The organism is Moraxella sp. (assembly GCF_030525845.1).
In the GTDB taxonomy this organism is placed as follows: domain Bacteria; phylum Pseudomonadota; class Gammaproteobacteria; order Pseudomonadales; family Moraxellaceae; genus Moraxella.
The window spans coordinates 47,609-66,489 of record NZ_JAUNDY010000006.1 but is presented as its reverse complement, the minus strand read 5'-3'; the positions used below and the strand labels follow the sequence as shown (position 1 = coordinate 66,489).

20 protein-coding genes and 1 other RNA gene are annotated in these 18,881 nt (G+C 43.5%); 14 read left to right on the top strand and 7 right to left on the bottom strand.

All coding sequences use genetic code 11. The features are described from left to right. Window positions 1-14: 14 nt before the first annotated feature. Window positions 15-1,955: an OmpA family protein gene (locus Q4B79_RS03960; RefSeq protein WP_303085132.1), complete on the bottom strand. Its 1,941-nt coding sequence runs from the start codon at window positions 1,953-1,955 to the stop codon at window positions 15-17. A 154-nt stretch (window positions 1,956-2,109) separates the two neighbouring features. Then, a complete protein-coding gene (gene gltS / locus Q4B79_RS03955) occupies window positions 2,110-3,354 on the bottom strand; it encodes a sodium/glutamate symporter (RefSeq protein WP_303085131.1) in 1,245 nt (414 codons plus the stop codon). Between the two features lie 186 nt (window positions 3,355-3,540). On the opposite strand from gltS, the gene prfB reads away from it, so the two are divergent. From prfB to secB, 6 genes are all read left to right on the top strand, one after another. Beyond that, window positions 3,541-4,635 carry a peptide chain release factor 2 gene (gene prfB / locus Q4B79_RS03950; RefSeq protein WP_303085130.1) on the top strand — a complete coding sequence of 365 codons (1,095 nt, stop codon included), beginning with the start codon at window positions 3,541-3,543 and terminating at the stop codon, window positions 4,633-4,635. Further along, complete coding sequence (locus tag Q4B79_RS03945) at window positions 4,632-5,261, top strand: LysE/ArgO family amino acid transporter (RefSeq protein WP_303085129.1); 630 nt, start codon at window positions 4,632-4,634, stop codon at window positions 5,259-5,261. Before prfB ends, Q4B79_RS03945 begins: the two co-directional genes overlap by 4 nt. An 89-nt stretch (window positions 5,262-5,350) precedes the next feature. Beyond that, entirely contained in the window at window positions 5,351-6,394 is a 1,044-nt protein-coding gene (gene rsgA / locus Q4B79_RS03940; protein ID WP_303085128.1) for a ribosome small subunit-dependent GTPase A, read from the top strand. A 51-nt stretch (window positions 6,395-6,445) separates the two neighbouring features. Next, window positions 6,446-6,868 (top strand): rhodanese-like domain-containing protein, encoded by a 423-nt coding sequence (locus Q4B79_RS03935; RefSeq protein WP_303085127.1) that lies wholly within the window; start codon window positions 6,446-6,448, stop codon window positions 6,866-6,868. An 80-nt stretch (window positions 6,869-6,948) separates the two neighbouring features. Beyond that, window positions 6,949-7,209 (top strand): glutaredoxin 3, encoded by a 261-nt coding sequence (gene grxC, locus Q4B79_RS03930; protein WP_303085126.1) that lies wholly within the window; start codon window positions 6,949-6,951, stop codon window positions 7,207-7,209. 49 nt (window positions 7,210-7,258) lie between these two features. Then, entirely contained in the window at window positions 7,259-7,702 is a 444-nt protein-coding gene (gene secB / locus Q4B79_RS03925) for a protein-export chaperone SecB (protein ID WP_303085125.1), read from the top strand. 60 nt (window positions 7,703-7,762) lie between these two features. Here the strand turns inward: secB and Q4B79_RS03920 are convergent, their stop codons facing one another. Beyond that, window positions 7,763-8,098, bottom strand: a complete 336-nt coding sequence (locus Q4B79_RS03920; RefSeq protein ID WP_303085124.1) for a hypothetical protein — start codon at window positions 8,096-8,098, stop codon at window positions 7,763-7,765. Window positions 8,099-8,360: 262 nt separating this feature from the next. Between Q4B79_RS03920 and Q4B79_RS03915 the strand changes: the two genes are divergently transcribed. Next, window positions 8,361-9,197 (top strand): hypothetical protein, encoded by an 837-nt coding sequence (locus Q4B79_RS03915; RefSeq protein WP_303085123.1) that lies wholly within the window; start codon window positions 8,361-8,363, stop codon window positions 9,195-9,197. Window positions 9,198-9,199: 2 nt separating this feature from the next. Here the strand turns inward: Q4B79_RS03915 and ribA are convergent, their stop codons facing one another. Further along, window positions 9,200-9,793 (bottom strand): GTP cyclohydrolase II, encoded by a 594-nt coding sequence (gene ribA, locus Q4B79_RS03910; protein WP_303085122.1) that lies wholly within the window; start codon window positions 9,791-9,793, stop codon window positions 9,200-9,202. A 391-nt stretch (window positions 9,794-10,184) separates the two neighbouring features. On the opposite strand from ribA, the gene dxs reads away from it, so the two are divergent. The 3 genes from dxs to Q4B79_RS03895 all read left to right on the top strand — a co-directional run bounded on the left by dxs (window position 10,185) and on the right by Q4B79_RS03895 (window position 14,115). Beyond that, on the top strand, window positions 10,185-12,236 hold the full coding sequence (dxs, locus tag Q4B79_RS03905) for a 1-deoxy-D-xylulose-5-phosphate synthase (protein ID WP_303085121.1): 2,052 nt from the start codon (window positions 10,185-10,187) through the stop codon (window positions 12,234-12,236). Between the two features lie 12 nt (window positions 12,237-12,248). Next, window positions 12,249-13,100 (top strand): GIY-YIG nuclease family protein, encoded by an 852-nt coding sequence (locus tag Q4B79_RS03900; protein WP_303085120.1) that lies wholly within the window; start codon window positions 12,249-12,251, stop codon window positions 13,098-13,100. 184 nt (window positions 13,101-13,284) lie between these two features. Continuing rightward, entirely contained in the window at window positions 13,285-14,115 is an 831-nt protein-coding gene (locus Q4B79_RS03895) for an inositol monophosphatase family protein (protein WP_303085119.1), read from the top strand. Between the two features lie 46 nt (window positions 14,116-14,161). On the opposite strand, the gene Q4B79_RS03890 is transcribed toward Q4B79_RS03895, so the two are convergent. Then, window positions 14,162-14,860: an SIMPL domain-containing protein gene (locus Q4B79_RS03890; protein WP_303085118.1), complete on the bottom strand. Its 699-nt coding sequence runs from the start codon at window positions 14,858-14,860 to the stop codon at window positions 14,162-14,164. Between the two features lie 129 nt (window positions 14,861-14,989). Between Q4B79_RS03890 and ffs the strand changes: the two genes are divergently transcribed. Continuing rightward, an RNA gene (ffs, locus tag Q4B79_RS03885) (signal recognition particle sRNA small type) lies at window positions 14,990-15,086 on the top strand. 75 nt (window positions 15,087-15,161) lie between these two features. On the opposite strand, the gene Q4B79_RS03880 is transcribed toward ffs, so the two are convergent. Beyond that, the gene (locus tag Q4B79_RS03880; protein ID WP_303085117.1) at window positions 15,162-15,569 is read right to left on the bottom strand and encodes an RNA-binding S4 domain-containing protein; all 408 of its coding nucleotides are present in this window, start codon (window positions 15,567-15,569) and stop codon (window positions 15,162-15,164) included. Between the two features lie 9 nt (window positions 15,570-15,578). Next, complete coding sequence (locus Q4B79_RS03875; RefSeq protein WP_303085116.1) at window positions 15,579-15,929, bottom strand: sulfur transferase domain-containing protein; 351 nt, start codon at window positions 15,927-15,929, stop codon at window positions 15,579-15,581. A gap of 321 nt (window positions 15,930-16,250) precedes the next feature. On the opposite strand from Q4B79_RS03875, the gene tgt reads away from it, so the two are divergent. The 3 genes from tgt to Q4B79_RS03860 all read left to right on the top strand — a co-directional run bounded on the left by tgt (window position 16,251) and on the right by Q4B79_RS03860 (window position 18,855). Further along, complete coding sequence (tgt, locus tag Q4B79_RS03870) at window positions 16,251-17,384, top strand: tRNA guanosine(34) transglycosylase Tgt (protein ID WP_303085115.1); 1,134 nt, start codon at window positions 16,251-16,253, stop codon at window positions 17,382-17,384. A 560-nt stretch (window positions 17,385-17,944) separates the two neighbouring features. After that, entirely contained in the window at window positions 17,945-18,514 is a 570-nt protein-coding gene (dcd, locus tag Q4B79_RS03865) for a dCTP deaminase (RefSeq protein WP_303085114.1), read from the top strand. A gap of 53 nt (window positions 18,515-18,567) precedes the next feature. After that, on the top strand, window positions 18,568-18,855 hold the full coding sequence (locus Q4B79_RS03860; RefSeq protein ID WP_303085113.1) for a polyhydroxyalkanoic acid system family protein: 288 nt from the start codon (window positions 18,568-18,570) through the stop codon (window positions 18,853-18,855). The last annotated feature ends 26 nt before the right edge of the window (window positions 18,856-18,881 follow it).

Sequence of the window (18,881 nt, the reverse complement as noted above, 5' to 3'; positions counted from 1 at the left end):
ATAACAATATCAAATCATTGGCGAACTTCACGATCGGTATTTTTGCCATGTTCTGAGCTGATGCTTGCGTTACTTAACTCAATAAAATCGTCAGGTAAATCAGGGGTGGTCGGCACACTGGGTGCAGGTGGTGGCGTTGTGCCGATATAACCATAAGATGATGGCGTGGTAGCGGGAGCTACGGTTTCCACCGATTGAGGTAGGTAGTTGCCATCGGGCATGCCTTGCACTGGCATGGTCTGGGTGGGCATGGCTTGGGCTGGGTATGCTGGGTATTGCACAGGGTATTGTGCTTGGTAAGGCTGTGTCATTTGAGCGGACGGCATTTGCTGAGGCATGGCTTGGGACGGCATGTGCGGTGTGGTATTTTGGGGGACTTCGGTAGCAGGCATCATCTGCGTCATGTCCACGTGCAAGGCAGATAGGATGTTTTCATCAAATACCAAAAATTCGGTGCGGTTGTTTTTAAATTTGCCAAGCTCGGTTAGGTTGTCCGCCACAGGAAAAGCGTCTCCGACACCTTTTGCAATCAGCTGTGCATCGCCTACGCCATGCTTCATTAAAAAGGCTTTGACGGCTTCGGCTTGATTTTGGGAAAGGGCAAGATTTGCCAAACGGTCGCTTCCCTCGCCCCCACTGGTGTGGGTAACGATGATGAATTTGGCGGTGGGTTTTTGGGCGATTTTTTGGGCGATGAGTGAGAGCGTGGCTTGCGTATGCTCTGGGATTTCTTGTGTGCCATTAAAATCAATCACAGTCAGACTTGCCGCCCGAGATAGGTCGTAGTCATTTGGAGGGTTGCCTAGTTGGTTTAGGGCAGTGGTGGCATTTGTCAAGCTTTGATTGATGACACTTGCCTTATCTAGGGTGGGTGCTGGCGATACTTGAAATTGGGGTGCAAGTAGGGCGATGTCGTTTGTGAGGCGTGGCAAAATGTCTGTTTTTGGGGTATTGACATAGATATGACTGCCCACAATCTCAATGTGAGTAAATGGCTCGGATTTTACCATAGCGATGATGCTGTCTAGTCGTTCTAGCCCTGTCAATGAAGTGCCAAAATTATCATCAATATCCATGATACAGCCAAGCTCGCCAAAATTCTTTTGTAAAATGCCAAGCAGTTCCTCTTGAAGTTTGGCGTTACCCACTTCGGCTTGACAAGCATACAGCGTGCCATTTTCGCCTGAGGTCAGCGATAGGCGTGGCGGATTTAGGGCTTCAACATCAGGTCGTGCGACATTGGCATCATATACGATAGGGGTGTCGTCTTGTGTGTTGTCTTTGTTAAGAGCATACCAAATACCACCACCTGCCAGCAGTGCTAACAGACCTGCACCCAATGCGATAAATGCGGTGTTGGTCTTTTTGGGTTTGGGTTTGTGTGTGGTGCTGATGATGTCATCGCTTAGGGTTTTTTGATTGGTATCTAAGTCTTCTGCGTGGGTATCTTGCAGGCTTTCAGACGTATCATTTTGATTGACATCATGATTTTTATTATTATTTGTTGGTGGTGTTGTAGTGGGGGTTTTTGGTTGTGAGAATGTCTCGATTTTTTGGAGAAACGATTCTTGTAAAAATTCAGAAGACCATGCAGGCAGGTGCATGTGGCTAGATGTGAAGTTTTGTGCCAAGAATTCAATGAGCTGTTGTCCACCTGCGATGTTGGTAATCTCTGCCATCATGGGCGGTGTGATGACTCGAAGCAAGGTGGCGGTTTGCCCCCCGTCCATGTGAAAACTTCTTGTCAGTCTTTGTGTTAAGGCAGGGACTAACTCTCCCCATAGGGCATTGAGCTGATGGTTTTTGGGATTTGCCACATCAAAGCTATCCCCAAGCTCAATCAAGCGTGCGACACTTAGGGCGTAATATTGTTTTAGTAAATCGGCACTGGTGTCCTCGTTTGAGATACCCATCGAATCGGAGACCAGCCCATGCAAATACTGTACAATGTCCATGCTAAACCTTTAAAACAAAATGCTAAACTTGCCATTATACCGCAATTTTTTTCAAAAATCCTAGATGGGTGTGTCATTGGTTTGATTTTATCTATGAGTGAAAAATGCAGGCAAACAAAAGGCGTACCAAGATACGCCTTTTTGTTTGGGTGGGTTATTTCATAAAGGGCAACATCAAAAAGCCTTGCAAAATCGCTAGGTTCATCAAATCCACAAAGAACGCTCCCACCATCGGCACGATAAGAAATGCCTTGTGTGATGGACCATAGCGGTCAGTGATGGCTTGCATGTTGGCAACAGCGGTTGGGGTTGCACCCATACCAAAACCGCAATGACCTGCGGCAAGTACAGCTGAATCGTAGTTTTTACCCATCACTCTAAACGTTACAAAGTAGGCAAACAAAATCATCACGATGGTTTGCGTACCCAAGATAATGACGAGCGGACCTGCTAGGTCAGCCAGTTGCCAGAGTTTGAGCGACATGAGAGCCATCGCCAAAAACAGGCTCAAAGAGGCGTTACCAAACACGTCAATGGCACGGTCAAACATCTCAAAGTTAAATACGCTGGTTAGCACATTACGCAAAATCACGCCAGTACCCAACGCCCACACAAAGGTAGGCACTTTCAAATCGGCAAGCCACTGCACCTCTTTGGCAACACCACTCATGTAGTCGGCGGCCACGAGACACACAGCAAACATTGCTAATGTTTCAATCACTGAGTTTGCGGTGATAAGGCGGACACCGTCATGCTTTTCAAACATGGTTTTGCTGGCATCGTTGTTATCGCTGGTTGTTTGTGTGTTGGCTGGGTTGTTTTCAGGCTGTCTACCCAGTCTTTTAACCAAACGTTTTGCCACAGGACCACCGATAAGACCACCCGCTACCAGACCATAAGTCGCTGCCGCAATACCCATCGTGGTTGCCCCTGCGATGCCATAATCATTTTCAAGTGTCGCACCCCAGCCACCTGCCGTACCATGACCGCCTGTCAAGCTGATAGAACCTGCTACTAAGCCCAAAATAGGGTCAAGTCCAAGCATGGAAGCGAGAGCCACACCCACGCCATTTTGAATGATGACAAAAAATCCTACGATAACAGTCAGGATAACCAGTGGCATGCCACCCTCTTTTAGGCGACTAAAATCCGCTGACAGACCAATCGATGAGAAAAACATCAGCATGCAAGCGGTTTGAAGTTCGGTTTTGATATTAAAAGTATAGCCGAGCGTGAGATTTAGTGCATAAATAATCGCCGCCGCCAACAGTCCACCTGCCACAGGTTCAGGAATGTTAAATTCTTCTAAAAATTTGATTTTTTTAACCAACAAACGACCAATAAGTAGTACAATTGTTGCTAAAATTAGCGTATAATAGCCGTTCAACGTAATTTCCACGCCAGACTCCTTCAAAAATCATTAAAATAATAAACAACAATGTTATTTATCAAAAATCCTCAATTATAAATAAAAAGTTTTCATAAATCAAACATTAAATTTTGGGCATTGGTTTGTCTTTTGACATTTTGTGGTAAAAATTTGCTATAATAATCATTTTTCATTTTTAAATGTATAGGTCATCTCATGGAAATCGCCCCCTACCAAGAACAAATCAAAGATTTACAAACTCGTGGCAAAGAGCTTTGGCAATATCTTGATGTCGAAAGCAAAAAAGAACGCTTAGAAGAAGTGAACTTAGAGCTTGAAAATCCTGAGCTTTGGAATGACCCTGAGCTTGCCACCAAAATCAGTAAAGAAAAATCCGTCCTAGACGGTATCGTGGGTGTGGTGGAGGGCTTGAATGCCAAGCTCGATGATGCCACCGCCATGCTGGAACTTGCGGTGGAGGCGGACGATGAGAGCCTACTTGCCGATGTCCAAGCCGAGCTTGATGACGCCTTAAAGAGCGTGGAGGATTTGGAATTTAAACGCATGTTTAGTGGCGAAATGGATGCCAACAACTGCTATCTGGACATTCAAGCAGGCTCAGGCGGTACAGAAGCCCAAGACTGGTCGGAAATGCTTTTGCGAATGTATTTGCGTTGGTGCGATAATCACGGCTTTAAAGCAGAAGTGCTGGAAGTCTCAGAGGGTGGTGTCGCCGGTATCAAATCTGCCACCATTTCGGTCAAGGGGGATTATGCCTTTGGTTGGTTACGCACGGAGATTGGGGTTCATCGCTTGGTGCGTAAGTCCCCTTTTGACAGCAACAACGGTCGCCATACCTCATTTTCGGCGGTGTTTGTTTCGCCTGAGATTGATGATAATGTTGAGATTGACATTAACCCTGCCGATTTACGGATTGATACCTACCGTTCATCGGGGGCGGGTGGTCAGCACGTGAACACCACCGACTCTGCCGTGCGTATCACTCACCAGCCCACAGGCGTGGTCGTGGCGTGTCAAAACGAACGCTCTCAGCACGCCAACAAAGACACCGCCATGAAAATGCTCCGTGCTAAACTCTACGAACTAGAAATGCAAAAACGCATGGAAAAACAGCAAGCGTTGGAGGACAGCAAATCCGACATCGGTTGGGGGTCGCAAATCCGCTCTTATGTGCTTGATGATTCACGCATTAAGGACTTACGCACAGGGGTTGAGACTTCCAACACGACGGCGGTGCTAAATGGCGATTTGGATAAATTTATCATGGCAAGTTTAAAGGCTGGGCTGTGATTGCTCATTTTGTACAAGGGTTTTGGGTGTCGTTTGGTTTGATTGTCGCCATTGGAGCTCAAAACGCCCATGTGCTAAAACAAGGACTTCTAAAACAGCATGTATTTTGGGTATGCTTGCTTTGTTTTGTGTGTGATGCACTCTTGATGAGTGCTGGCGTGCTTGGCTTGGGGTCTTTAATCAAACAAAGTCAAATTGCTACCCTTGCTCTTGCTGTTATTGGAGCGGTGTTTTTATTTTGGTATGGGGCTCGCTCTTTTGGTTCGGCGTATCGAGGTGGTGCGACACTATCCATACAAGATGGTCAGGGCAAACAAACCTTTAAGAAGGCTATCGCAACTACGCTGGCTCTAACCTTGCTTAACCCACATGTCTATTTAGATACGCTCATCTTGGTGGGGAGTATCGCCAGTCCGTTGGCGTTTGGTCAGAAATTTTGGTTCTTGGGTGGTGCTATGCTCGCCTCAGGGCTTTGGTTTTTTGGGCTAGGCTATGGAGCAAGACTTCTAATACCGCTATTTAGCAAACCAAAAACATGGCAAATTCTAGATGCATTCATCGGTGCGGTCATGTGGGTGATTGCCATTGGACTCATTAGGTATGCTTATCGGATATGGTGGGGTTGATTGCCATGTTTCAAATGATTTATTTAATACCAAAACATCTCAATAGCCCCTAACATTCATCACTTTGTGATATTTATGATATAAATAATATGTCTTTGATTCGTAAACGCAAACTTACCAAAAACCAAACTCGCCAAATCCAAAAAAACCAAGAAGCCATCATTGATGACGGCACGCTTGCCACAGGCGTGGTGGTGTCGCATTTTGGTAAACAGCTCGATGTGCAGCTGACTACCTTGTCAAGCGTGGAGCATTCGCTGTCGCTTGGGGAAACATGGCGATGTCATGCTCGTACCAATTTGCCTATGCTTACCACAGGCGATGAGGTAAAAATCAGCGTGGATACCATCGCAGGTACAGGCAGGATTGAGAAACTTTTGCCACGCACGACGCTCATCACTCGCCCTGACCGCTATCACAAGGTAAAGCCTGTGGCTAGCAATGTTGCCATGCTTGTGATTGTGTTTGCACCACTACCAAAACCTGCCACAGGATTGATTGACCGTTATTTACTGATTTGTCGATTATCAAACGTACAGCCTTTGCTGGTGTTAAATAAGGCAGATTTGTTGGTACAACACCCAGACGCTCTTGTTATTCTTGATGAATATCAAATGCTTGGCAAAAAATACGGTTTTGAAGTCATCACGACCTCCACCAGTAGCAAGCTGGGGTTAGATGAGCTACATCGCCACATTGATGGTAAGTTAGTTATTTTTGCTGGACAATCAGGTGTTGGTAAATCAAGCCTCATCAATCAAATCATGCCCCACGCCAACCAATCTACCAACGTCATCTCGACCGCATCTCAACTTGGTCAGCACACCACCACCACCAGCCGTCTTTTGGCGTACGACCCTTGTGATTTGTCGTTAGGCGGTATCATTGATACACCAGGCATTCGAGAGTATGGGATTTGGCATTTGTCCGAAAATGACATTTTGGGGGGGTTTGATGAGCTAAATGAACTGTCTGGCACCTGTCAGTTTCGAGATTGTAATCACGCCCAAAACGCCAAAGGTTGTGCATTTTGGCAGGCGGTGGCAGATGGACAAGTATTATCAAGGCGTGTTATAAGCTTTAATGAGCTTGTCTTAGAAGCCAAAAATGGGGCAGGCGTGGTAAAATCTTAATTTATCATAAAAAATGCGGTATAATAGCCGTTTTTGTATTTTGGAGTTTGTATGGAGCGTTGGTTTGAATTTATGGGTAATCACCCATTTTTGTTTGGGTTGCTCTTTGTGCTGGCCGTGATGTATTTTAGCTTGGAGAGTAAACGCAGTGGCAAAAAAATTGCTCCACAAGCCTTAGGGCTTTTGGTTAATAACGAAAATGCCACACTCATTGATATTCGCCCTGCCAACAAATTTAACACAGGCTATATCGCAGGTTCACGTAATATCCCCTTTACCGAATTAAAAAATCATCTAGCCGAGCTACAAGCGATGAGTACACCGATTGTGTTTATTTGTGATATTGGCATGCAGGCGGGTATGGCGGTTCAGCTTATCGGCAAGCCAAACGCCATGCGATTGGAGGGAGGTATTAGCAATTACCAAGCGCAAGGTTTGCCCCTAATCACACCCAAAACAAGTAAGAGTAAATGAGAAATTGTGATAAATTTCTTGAAATTTAAAAAGTCGCCCCCATCATCTAGCCGTTGCAAACTACATTATGAGAGGTTATTATGCAAGCTGTAACCATTTATACCAAACAAACTTGCCCATATTGCATCAATGCCAAGCGATTGCTTGGACAAAAAGGTGTGAATTATCAAGAGTTTGACGTTACTAAGATGAGTGATGATGAGTTAAATGAGGTCGCCATTAAGACCAATCATTATCGTACTGTACCAAAGATTTTTATCGGCGATGTGTTTATTGGCGGTTTTGACAACCTAAATAAACTAAACCAAGAAGGCAAACTTGACGAAATGTTGGGTGCTTGATTTATTTTAACTTATATTAATTTAGTAATTCTTATTAGAGGAGGTCATCATGGCTGACGAACAAAACGCCCCACAACTAGGTCTTGAACGTATTTATGTAAAAGACATTTCATTAGAAGTGCCAAGTGCTGAGGTATTTACCAAAGAATGGCAACCTGAGCTTGACATCGGTCTTACCACCACCAGCTCTGACTTGGATGAAGACCATAAAGAAGTGGTATTGACCGTTAGTGTTACCGCCAAAAACGCAGGTAGTACCGCATTCATCGCAGAAGTGCAGCAAGCGGGCATTTTCCTGCTTCGCAATATCCCAGAGAGCGATTTGCCACACCTACTAAATGCATACTGCCCGAATGTGCTATTTCCTTATGCTCGTGAGGTCATCAGCGACATCATCGCACGTGGTAGCTTCCCACAGCTGTTGCTTGCTCCCGTTAATTTCGACCAAGCATTCCTCCAAAGTCAAGCCCAAGCAGAAGAGGGCAATGCCTAATTATCAGCTTGACACTAAAAACCCCAAAAGTTCACGCTTTTGGGGTTTTTGATGATGGGATTATTTGATGATTTCTACCGCTCCATGATCATCACAATGGTCGCCATGCTGATGGTGTAAGCGTCCGTCTACGATATAGCAGGTATGATCGCCATGTGGTACGGCTTCATGTCCACAGCCTTCACCATGAACGTGGTCGCCACATGTGTGGGCGTGGTTGCACTCGGCTGGGTTTTGTTCGCTAACTTCCAAAATATGCTCATCTACGTGGTCGTCATGCACGTGGTGCAGATGTCCATCATGCAAGTAGTCAATGTGGTCGCCATGACGAATGGCAGTATGTCCACAGCCTTCGCCATGAACGTGGTCGTGGTCTTTATGAATGGTGCAGGTCATGGGTTGCTCCTGATTGATAAATAAAAAGAAAGTATTGTTATTGTAAAACTATCATTGCATAAAGTAAAGGTTATAAGATTTCAAAAAGACATTTTTTTAAATCAACACCAAACCTGAAAGGCAAATTTATGCCACCAACAATCAAATTAACAGTTGTTGGCAATTTCCTGCTAATACCCCAAAAGGCATTTATCATATCCGAGTCGGGGTGGGGGGTGCAGAATTTGGTACGCAGTCATTTAAGGTGGTGGATTGATAAGGCATGGATAAAGTAATTTTCTTTGCTTTTATGATATTGATTTGTGGTTATCTGTGGGTGGATAATCACAATAAAAAACAAATGCAAGAGTTTAACCAAAAGTTAAGTTACCATTATGATAAAGCTGTACAAAAAGATTTAAATTCTCAAAAAACATTGGCCGATTTATATGCTCGTGGGGCGGATTTAATATTTTCTGATAAAAATGGTAAGCATCTGTATACTTCTGCTTATTGGTATGAACAATCAGCAATACAGGGCGATGTGGGTTCGCAATTTATGATTGCAGATATTTATGAAAAAGGCATTGGCATAGAAGTGAATTTGCAAAATGCCAATTATTGGTATTATCAGGCCTCATTGCAAGGCGATGGCACATCACAATATCGCCTTACTCAAAACTTTGAAAATGGTCAAGGTGTCGCCCAAAGTTATCAAGATGCAATGTATTGGTACACCAAATCAGCAGAGCAGGGCGATAAACGCTCTATTTATAAAGTGGGGGTAGTTTATGATGATGGTTTGTGGGGATTTGCCGAAAATAATGAATTAGCATTGTTTTGGCTTGATAAATTAAATCCTGATGATAAAAATAGCCCTTTTGATTTAAGGGGTCGGTTGCTGATCTTAAAAAATCCCATTGATTTAAGCAAAGTCCAAATCGGTCAAATCCAAACGCCCCAAACACAGTATTCAAATACCAATAAGCATTATCCGTCCGAGTATTACGGACATTCTCACGAATGTACCGCCATTTGTCACGATGGTACTTGTTCCAAAAGTCTTGGCAGACGAGGTGTATGTTCATCGCATGGTGGGGTGAAATATTGGCTCAAATAGTCTTATTTCCCAATAAAATGCCCCATTTTCTCGCCCTTAACCCCCAAATAACCCTCATTATGCGGATTAACCCCCACGATGAGCGGTACTCGCTCTACGATGTCAATGCCCAATTCCTTTAACCCACTCACTTTATTGGGGTTATTGGTCAAAAGTTTGGCTTTTTTGATACCCACCGATTGTAACATCACTTCACACATCTCATAGGTGCGAGCATCTGCTGGTAAGCCAAGTTTTAAATTCGCCTCCAAAGTATCACAGCCCAAATCCTGCAAGGCATAAGCACGGATTTTGTTTACCAATCCAATGCCACGCCCCTCTTGGCGTAGATACAAAATCGCCCCACAGCCGTGAGCGATGATTTGTTTCATGGCAGAATTTAGCTGAGGCCCGCAGTCGCATTTTAACGAGCCAAACGCATCGCCCGTCAAGCATTCCGAATGAATACGAATGAGCGGAATAATGCTGTCATCATCGCAAGGCAAGCCATGCGTGAGCAACACATGCTCCTGACCGTGTTCGTTTTCAAAGGCATGAATGACAAAATCGCCATGAGCGGTGGGTAGGTTGGCTTTGCTGATAAATTGATAAGTCATTGTTTTAAAAGTATTAAAATAAAATTGAGTTGGAATAATGTTATATTATAACAAAAAATTTAAATAAGAAAAATAACGAATGTTTCATCTGTCCCAAACCAAGTTGACAGGCGGTGCAAAATGCCATGCTTAACAAGCTTGCTACGAATGATTTTCTTGGGTTTTATTATAAGGACGATTTTTAAATTTTCCAATCAATTCTATCAATGATTTAATTTTTGCAAGTCAAAATCACTCATGAAAAAATGATGAAATCGCTCGCTAAGACTTCTTTTGCATAAAAAAATCCGATAAAATACCATAATTCTTAGGTAAAAAACCCTAAAAAATGCTATCATAAACCGCTTTTTATCGCCATATTCCTTATATTTTAATTAGTAGTCAAGCCAAGATGAAAACTAGCCACACCCCCAAAACCTTTACCCAATTGCCCACCGCTCGCCCACACACGCCCATGCTTGACCGTGTGGACTTGCCTTGTGATTTAAAGGCACTAAGCCATGATGAGCTGTGCCAATTATCCGATGAGTTGCGTGAATTTTTGCTGTATTCGGTGGGGCAAAGTGGCGGACATTTTGGGGCAAACTTAGGCGTGGTGGAGCTGACGGTGGCACTACACACCATTTATAACACCCCTTATGATAAACTTGTCTGGGACGTGGGTCATCAGGCATATGCTCACAAGGCATTGACAGGACGTAAAGATAAGCTCACCAGCATTCGCAGTCGGGGCGGACTCACTGCCTTTCCTGAGCGGAGCGAGAGTGAGTACGACACCTTTGGCGTGGGGCATAGCTCAACTTCCATCTCGGCAGGGCTAGGCATGAGCCTTGCCAGTCGTATCAAGGGCGAAAATCGCAAGGTCGTGGCGGTCATCGGAGACGGGGCGATGACAGGGGGCATGGCGTTTGAAGCGATGAATGACGCGGTGCAACAAAATGCCGATTTGACGGTGGTGCTAAATGACAATGACATGTCCATTTCGCAAGCGATTGGTGGGTTTAGTCGTCATTTGGCAAAACTGTGGCAACGGGGGTTGGCGTTTGACATTGATAAATATGGTAACATTCTTATGGTTAAGCGAGAAATCAGTGCTGATGACCGCCGTGTGCGTCATTATCTACACATGGCAACGGATGCTAAGGAAACCTTGGAGAAAATCCCTGCCAAACTTGGTACAAACCTTGTCCAAAACATCGGTAATCTTTTGGGTAAAAATGCCCCACCCATGCCCCTATCAGATAAAATTGCCGAAAAAGTACACGACCACATTTTCCCTGATAATTTGTTTAAGGCGATTGGCTTTACCTATCTCGGGCCTTTTGACGGACATGATTTGCCAAAGCTGTTACAAGTGTTTGAGCGAGCCAAAAACTTGGGCGGGGCGGTACTGATTCATGTGCATACAGTCAAAGGCAAGGGCTTTTTACCTGCCGAAAACGACCCCATCAAATACCACGCCATTGGCAAACTGTCCAAAACCGACACACCAAAAGCCGACATACCGACCGCCAAAAAATACTCGGACATTTTTGGGGAATGGCTCATGGACAAAGGCGATGACCCCAAGCTCGTTGCCATCACCCCTGCCATGTGCGAAGGCTCTGGCATGGTTGAGTTTGCCAAGCGTTATCCTGCCAAGTTTTTTGATGTGGCGATTGCCGAACAGCACGCCGTAACGCTGGCTGGGGGCATGGCAACAGGTGGGCTAAAACCTGTGGTGGCGATTTATTCGACTTTTTTACAACGGGGCTATGACCAGTTTGTTCATGATGTCGCCCTACAAAACTTAGATGTTACTTTTGCCATCGACCGAGCGGGACTGGTGGGCGAGGACGGGGCGACTCATGCAGGCGTGTTTGATTTGGCATACTTACGCTGTGTGCCAAATGTCATCATCGCCACCCCATCAGATGAACATGAGTGCTATCATCTATTGAATGCTTGTTATGAGTATCAAGGCACATCAGCCATTCGCTATCCACGAGGGGCAGGCGTGGGGCGTAAGATTGTCAAAACTGATGAAAAACTAGAAATTGGCAAGGGTAATATTGTCTTTGAAAAACAAGTAAACAGCAATAAACAGTTGGTTTTGTTAAATTTTGGCACTCGTTTGGTGGACGGCTTAAAAGCGATTGAAAAATTGGATAATATTTCGGTTATCGTCTGCGACATGCGGTGGGTCAAGCCTTTGGATACTGCGTTGATTGATAGCCTTATCAAAGGGACAACCCACATCGCCACCCTAGAAGAACATCAACTCATGGGCGGAGCAGGCTCTGCGGTGAATGAATATTTGGCAAGTCGTGGCGTAACTGTACCGATTAAAAATCTTGGCATTAAGGACGAATTTATTGCTCACGGCTCGCACGCCGAGCAGTTAGCCGAATGTGGGCTGGATAAAGAGGGGATTTTAGCAAGTTTGGAATCATTTTTGGGGTAGGTTGATAATGCCATGAATAATGAAAAATCTGGTTATGTTTATATTTTAACATCAAATAATTGCAAGAGCATTAAAATTGGCGGTTCTGATTATCCGCCAATGAAACGCATTAAAGAAATCAATAGTGGTGAGCCTTATAAACAATATGGCGTTTGGCATTTGCAAGATTTTCGCCAAGTGAATGATTGGCGATTGGTAGAATATAATCTACATTATCAATTTAGAAGTTTTTTAAATAAAGAAATTCCGCACCAAAAAGAATTATTTAACATTGCTTGGCAAACTGTTTCAGAAAGTCTCAATCAAATTGATGAAAATTTGATTATTAAAAAGCCTAAGATAGACAGAATGTTTCAAGACAATGATTTTAAAAGTTATTTGCTTGATTTATTTGAATGGGCTGGATTGTTTCATTGGTTGGATTATCAAGGGGCTTGGTCGTTTGCCTTGTTCCCAGCAACGAATGGCGGTAGATATTTTACTTTAAATATAGGTCGGCATGAAGTCGCATATAGCACTTTGCCCAAAAAGAATAACCCAAGCGCTCATATGATTTTATTGGACGATTTAATTTTGGACTATGAAGAAGTTGGTGTATTTTTAGAAAATCACAATGGGGATTTTTATGAAACACCTTATTCATCAGCAATGGAACGCTCGGTCTGTGCCATTTTTGAAGGCGATTTTAATGTTGCGTCAGAATTTTTAAGTTTATATGGCGTGCGTAGAGCGTTAATTGCTTATTGGCACGAAGCGTTATTTAGGTTAAAAGACAGTAATACATTAAGTGTTTATTCTCGTTTTCACGATTATAATGCGGTTGCAAAGTTAATAGGTCGTACAAATTTGAGTGATTTGGGATAGAATTGACCAAACCTAAGTAAAAATTAGGCATGTAATCAATTTTCATAATGAAGTATTAGTTGATTTAATAAAAACCAAAGAAATGACAAATTTAAGTCGCAATTTTTTCCATTTTGCTTTATAATGGTAATTTTGTGTGATGAATACAAAACCATTCTTTAAGTAAACGTTTGTAAGGTGTGTTATGGAACCTATGGTGGTGATTGCGTCTCAGGTCGCAAAAAAAGTCGGTCATGAGATTTTAAAAGCTCATGAAAACCGTCATCGCATTGATTTGGGCGTTGAGTCTAAGGGGCTTGACGGCTTGGTAACCAAAATTGACCGTTATGCCGAAGAGTTGACCATTTCTTTGTTAAAAGAAAGCTATCCTAAGCATTCCTTTTTGGGCGAAGAGTTTGGACTCCAAGAAGGCAAAGGCAAAGATGCCGAATGGTGCTTTGTCATTGACCCCCTAGACGGCACGCAAAATTTCGTGCATGGCGTTCCTCATTTTTGTGTCTCCATTGGCATTCAGCACAAAGGCGTAACCGAGCATGGCGTGGTCTATGATCCTGTGCGTGATGAGCTATTCTCTGCCAGTCGTGGACGTGGAGCAAGCCTCAACCAACGCCGTATCTCAGTCTCAGAGCGTAACACGATTGCAGGTGGTTTTTTTACCACAGGACACCCTTATGAGCGTATGATTGACGGCGTGCGTACCAGCTTTGCCCGTCAGCATTTTGCCAGTCTCCAAGCCATTTGCGAAAATGGCGGTCAAGTTCGCCGTACAGGTTCTGCCGCCCTAGACCTATGCTATGTGGCGTGTGGACGTTTTGACGGTTATTTTGAAATGAGTATCAAGCCTTGGGACGTGTGTGCAGGGGAACTCATCGCTACCGAAGCCCATGCCATTGTGGTTGACCATAAAGGTGGTAATAACGCCATGCATACTGGCTCGATTTTTGCATGTAATCCTAAGATGCTCAAACCGCTCATGCAAACCGTTGTCCCCACTTGGGAAAATGCATTGGGCTAATTTTTGTCCAACAAAAAACCGCCTATTGGCGGTTTTTTTGTTTGGGTTATTTAAGCAGTTCAATAACGCCTCTGGCACCATAGGTAATCTGGCTTTCTCCGCTTTCGTAGTGCTGTGGGGCAACTTTCAGTTCAATGCTACTATCCATTGCACGACCCATCATGGGAGAGACGGTGATGTGTCCACGATGATTGCTTAAATCTACTGTAACGATTTTATAGTCGCTTGCGCCAAACGCACGAGTGATGGTTTGGGCTTCATTTGAGAATTCGCTAATGGTTTGGAGTTTTAGTTCGTTTTCCAATGCTTTTTGGGTGGATTCTGAAACGCCAAAATTTAGGTTTTCTAGTTGCATAAATTCTTGAAGTTGGGCGATGAGTTCGCTAGCCTCTCCAAAATTTTGGCTGGCAATCTTGATGGAAGATGACCCTGTAAAGCCGTTGATTTTGCCTTTGTTGTCATAGCGTGGGTAGGTGTGATGGTGAGAAGTGGTTGCTTTAACATAGGGGTATTTTTGGGCGAGAGCGAGGGCCTTGTTGGTGGTGGTGTTTAGGGTGTTTGCCAAAACCTTAGAGTCGGTGTGTTCGGCACTCTTGGTAAGTGTGGCAGTCAACTCGTCATTGCTAACGGTTTTGGCGACTTCAACTTCAAAGCTGACTTGATTGTAGTTTTGGGCGTGCGTAATGGGTGCAACTAGTCCTAAGCCTGTTATTAAGGGTAGGGCAATCATGTTTGATTTTTTCATAAAAACTCCAAAAATGATGAGTGGAGGGCATTTTAACACGATTGGTCTGCCCGTATTGTTAAAAAATGATAAAATTTTAAAAAAAGTGCTTGCAAAATAAGTTTTTTTTAGTATAATAAAAATCGGCTTCATCGGTAGCTTCGCAACTTTGATTTATGAACCCCGCTAGGACCGGAAGGTAGCAACGGTAGTAATCCCAAAGTGTGCCGGAGATGTGCTGATGAAGTCATTTTTTTGTCTAAAATCTGCCGATTTGGTATGTCTTTATAACAACTCTACAATAAAAAAGCAGGGCTGTTATTTACCACTGCTCTTTAAATTTCTTAATATCACGACGTTGTTTTTTATCAGGTTTGGTGCTAGGGCGTGCTAGGTTTTGTAGTTTGCGTTGTTCGGCAAAAAATTCACGTGTGGCAATGCTCTCTTCGGTTTCCTGATACAGCGTTTGGGCGATGGTGGCATTGCCACGAGTGTCTGATAGCGCTGTAATGGCGATGGTTTTTTGTTCAGCGACACTGGCATGACCTTGACGAATGGTAAGAACATCGCCAACTTGCAATTCTTTGCTGGTTTTGATTTTTTGCCCTTGCATGTGAACCTTGCCACCTTCGATGGCTTCTTTGGCGAGTGTGCGTGTGCGAAAAAATCGTGCAGCCCATAGCCACTTATCAGCACGAACCTTTGATGGCGGAGAATTTTTATCGGTCATGATGCTGTCTTAATCTTCGTCAAGTAAATCATGCTCTTTGGCGGCGGTCAGTAGGGTGTTTGAGCGGTTGCCTGTACGACAAAATAGATGAAGTGGACGCTCAGTACTATTAAAAAAATCGGCAAAATCTTGTACGTGATTCATATCCATCATGCCACCAGCAAAAGCGATGTGTTTGTAGGCGATGTTGTGGGCTTGGCACGCTTGTTCTATCTCGGCTGATGTCGGTTGACCCGCTTCTTCGCCATCTGGTCTGTTATTGACGATGGTTTTTACACCCATCTTGGCAAGCTCATCAACATCTTGGGGTGTGATTTGACCTGATAGTGTGATGCGAAATTCTGGGGCGATGTCAGTCATGATATTCCTTAAAATAAAAATGTCAGATTGCGTTATCTTACCTGCTTTTTGGGGGTTTGGCAAATGGTTTTTATTTAAAATTTGAGCTGGCGAATATTTTGGCAGGTGTGAGGGCGTACAGAGGGTTGGTGTGTGCCATTTTTTTGGGTGTTATAGATTTGATTGATGGTTGGTTGTCTGTGCATGGGTTTATCATCATAAAGCCTGATTTGGCAGGGAGTATTTTATACTAAGGCATTTTGGCGATTGTCAAAATTGGGGTAATTTTGCGGTTTTAGAATAATTCTGCTATAATCTGCAAATTTTGACACTAACTAAACCATGAAATTTACCCTGCACAAAACCGACAAAAACACCCGTGCCAGACGAGGTACTGTCCACTTAGCTCATGGCGATGTCGCTACCCCTGCTTTTATGCCTGTGGGGACGTATGGCACGGTCAAGGGCATGCTCCCACGAGACATTCACGCCATCGGAGCGGACATTATTTTGGGTAACACCTTTCATCTGTGGCTTCGTCCGACCACGAGCGTGATTGATGAGTTTGGTGGCTTACATGACTTTATTGGTTGGAACAAGCCCATTTTGACCGATTCGGGCGGATTTCAGGTGTTTAGTCTGGGGGAGATGCGAAAAATCAAAGAAGAAGGCGTATATTTTCGTTCGTCCATTGACGGCAGCAAAGTGTTTTTATCGCCTGAGATTTCCATGCAAATCCAAAAATCCCTCAACTCCGACATCGTCATGCAATTTGATGAATGCACGCCCTATCCTGCCACCCACATCGAAGCGGACAAGTCCTTAGAACTCTCCTTGCGTTGGGGCGAACGCTGCATCAACGAACACGCCAAACTCGGCAACAAAAACGCCCTGTTTGGTATCATTCAAGGCTCGATGTATCGTGATTTGCGTGAAAAATCCCTAAATGGACTACTTCAAATGCCCTTTGACGGCTACGCCATTGGCGGACTGTCAGTCGGTGAGCCCAAAGATGAAATGATAAGCGTCCTAAACTACCTGCCCAACCTCATGCCCTCCGACAAGCCCCGCTATCTCATGGGCGTAGGCACGCCTGCTGACATCGTGGAGGCGGTCAGACGTGGGGTGGACATGTTTGATTGTGTCATGCCAACCCGTAATGCTCGTAATGGACATCTGTTTACTAGCACGGGGGCAATCAAAATCAAAAATGCCGTCCATCGCCACGACAAAGCCCCCCTAGACCACGAGTGCGACTGCTATACCTGCCAAAATTTTAGCCGTGCGTATCTACATCATCTACACAAATGCGGTGAAATGCTCTCTGCCCAGCTTGCCACCATTCATAACTTGCGTTTTTATCAAAACCTCATGCAAGGCATTCGTGATAGCATTGAAAATGAAACTTTTGATGAGTTTGTTAAGACCTTTTATGCCAAACAGGGGCTTGGCGTTCCTGATTTGGCATTAAATTGAATAAATAACATGTATTCATGAAAAACTTTCATTTTATGATGTGGTTATTAAATTTACCACCAAAATTAATAGAGTATTTAGTAAAATTTAATTAAAAAATCATTAAAGAGAATAATAAAAATTCATGTGCGACCTACGATAAAATATGCTAGAATGTCTCCAAATCTGTATTTGTTGTCTCTAAATACAAAATCTCATCTAATCATGACGTATTTGGGAGGTTATGATGTTGGTTTATTTGGTATCTTTTGTGGTCTACGCAATTATTTTTCTGATTGGCATGTTTTTTATTTACAAAAATCATGAAAATATTGAGGGTATTATTCAGAAAGTCGTCGCTATTGGATTTTTATTGCAGGTTTTAATTAATTGGCTATTTTGGGGGAATTCATCTGCGTTTGAGTTGATCGATGTTCTTGCACAGATGGAGAGAAATGCACTGAATTTTATGCTATTATCATTGATTAGTATTTTTTGTTATTCGGCGTTATTTGTTTTTTTAATTAAAGCCAATGAATATTTTCATGATTGATTTTATCAACCCATTTTAGAGGTTATTTATGTCCATTAAATCAGACCGCTGGATTCGCCAAATGGCAATCGAGCATGACATGATTGCACCATTTGAACCAAATCAAGTCCGCCAAAATGCACAGGGCGAAAAAATCGTCAGTTTCGGCACATCAAGCTATGGCTATGATGTTCGCTGTGCCAATGAATTTAAGGTTTTTACCAACGTGCATTCTGCCATTGTAGACCCCAAAAACTTTGATGAGAAAAGTTTTATTGATATCGTGGGCGATGAGTGTATCATTCCTCCCAACTCCTTTGCACTGGCTCGTACGGTAGAGTATTTTAAAATCCCTCGTGATGTGCTGACAATTTGTCTGGGTAAATCCACCTATGCTCGTTGTGGGATTATTGTCAATGTAACCCCATTGGAGCCTGAATGGGAAGGTCATGTTACCTTGGAATTTAGTAATACCACCAATCTACCTGCTCGTATTTATGCAGGCGAGGGTGTGGCACAAATGCTCTTTTTCCAAAGCGATGAGGTGTGTGAAACTTCCTACAAAGATAGAGGTGGTAAATATCAAGGTCAAACAGGTGTTACCCTGCCAAAAACTTGATTTTGTCAAATAACCCGATAAATCCTCAAATCCAGCAACATTAAGAGAAAATTATGCCAGACTTACGCATTGAAAAAAGCCATCAATTTGATTTTATGACGGCACGCACCCAAGCCAAAAAATGGCTAGAAGAAGCTAAACGAGAATTTGATTTTGAAGCAACCTATCAAGAGGGCGTGGATACTGATACTGTCAGTATTACAAAATCAGGCGTGAATGGGCGTGCGATATTGGACAGCAAAAAAGTGGTTTTTGAGGCGGATTTAAACTTTTTGGCAAAACCATTTAAAGGTGTTATTAGCAGTGGTATCCAAGAGGGTTTGGATAAATTCTTTGCTTGATAAACACGAAACGCCAAAAATCTTGG

Excerpts from the sequence above, each read along its gene's own strand:
- Q4B79_RS03920 (WP_303085124.1), bottom strand. The coding sequence starts at position 8,098 with ATGACCTGCACCATTCATAAAGACCACGACCACGTTCATGGCGAAGGC.
- Q4B79_RS03860 (WP_303085113.1), top strand. The coding sequence starts at position 18,568 with ATGCCAGACTTACGCATTGAAAAAAGCCATCAATTTGATTTTATGACG.
- Q4B79_RS03915 (WP_303085123.1), top strand. The coding sequence starts at position 8,361 with ATGGATAAAGTAATTTTCTTTGCTTTTATGATATTGATTTGTGGTTAT.
- rsgA (WP_303085128.1), top strand. The coding sequence starts at position 5,351 with ATGTCTTTGATTCGTAAACGCAAACTTACCAAAAACCAAACTCGCCAA.
- Q4B79_RS03880 (WP_303085117.1), bottom strand. The coding sequence starts at position 15,569 with ATGACCGATAAAAATTCTCCGCCATCAAAGGTTCGTGCTGATAAGTGG.
- Q4B79_RS03890 (WP_303085118.1), bottom strand. The coding sequence starts at position 14,860 with ATGAAAAAATCAAACATGATTGCCCTACCCTTAATAACAGGCTTAGGA.
- ribA (WP_303085122.1), bottom strand. The coding sequence starts at position 9,793 with ATGACTTATCAATTTATCAGCAAAGCCAACCTACCCACCGCTCATGGC.
- secB (WP_303085125.1), top strand. The coding sequence starts at position 7,259 with ATGGCTGACGAACAAAACGCCCCACAACTAGGTCTTGAACGTATTTAT.
- Q4B79_RS03895 (WP_303085119.1), top strand. The coding sequence starts at position 13,285 with ATGGAACCTATGGTGGTGATTGCGTCTCAGGTCGCAAAAAAAGTCGGT.
- Q4B79_RS03935 (WP_303085127.1), top strand. The coding sequence starts at position 6,446 with ATGGAGCGTTGGTTTGAATTTATGGGTAATCACCCATTTTTGTTTGGG.
- prfB (WP_303085130.1), top strand. The coding sequence starts at position 3,541 with ATGGAAATCGCCCCCTACCAAGAACAAATCAAAGATTTACAAACTCGT.
- tgt (WP_303085115.1), top strand. The coding sequence starts at position 16,251 with ATGAAATTTACCCTGCACAAAACCGACAAAAACACCCGTGCCAGACGA.
- Q4B79_RS03875 (WP_303085116.1), bottom strand. The coding sequence starts at position 15,929 with ATGACTGACATCGCCCCAGAATTTCGCATCACACTATCAGGTCAAATC.
- grxC (WP_303085126.1), top strand. The coding sequence starts at position 6,949 with ATGCAAGCTGTAACCATTTATACCAAACAAACTTGCCCATATTGCATC.
- dcd (WP_303085114.1), top strand. The coding sequence starts at position 17,945 with ATGTCCATTAAATCAGACCGCTGGATTCGCCAAATGGCAATCGAGCAT.
- Q4B79_RS03900 (WP_303085120.1), top strand. The coding sequence starts at position 12,249 with ATGAATAATGAAAAATCTGGTTATGTTTATATTTTAACATCAAATAAT.
- Q4B79_RS03960 (WP_303085132.1), bottom strand. The coding sequence starts at position 1,955 with ATGGACATTGTACAGTATTTGCATGGGCTGGTCTCCGATTCGATGGGT.
- dxs (WP_303085121.1), top strand. The coding sequence starts at position 10,185 with ATGAAAACTAGCCACACCCCCAAAACCTTTACCCAATTGCCCACCGCT.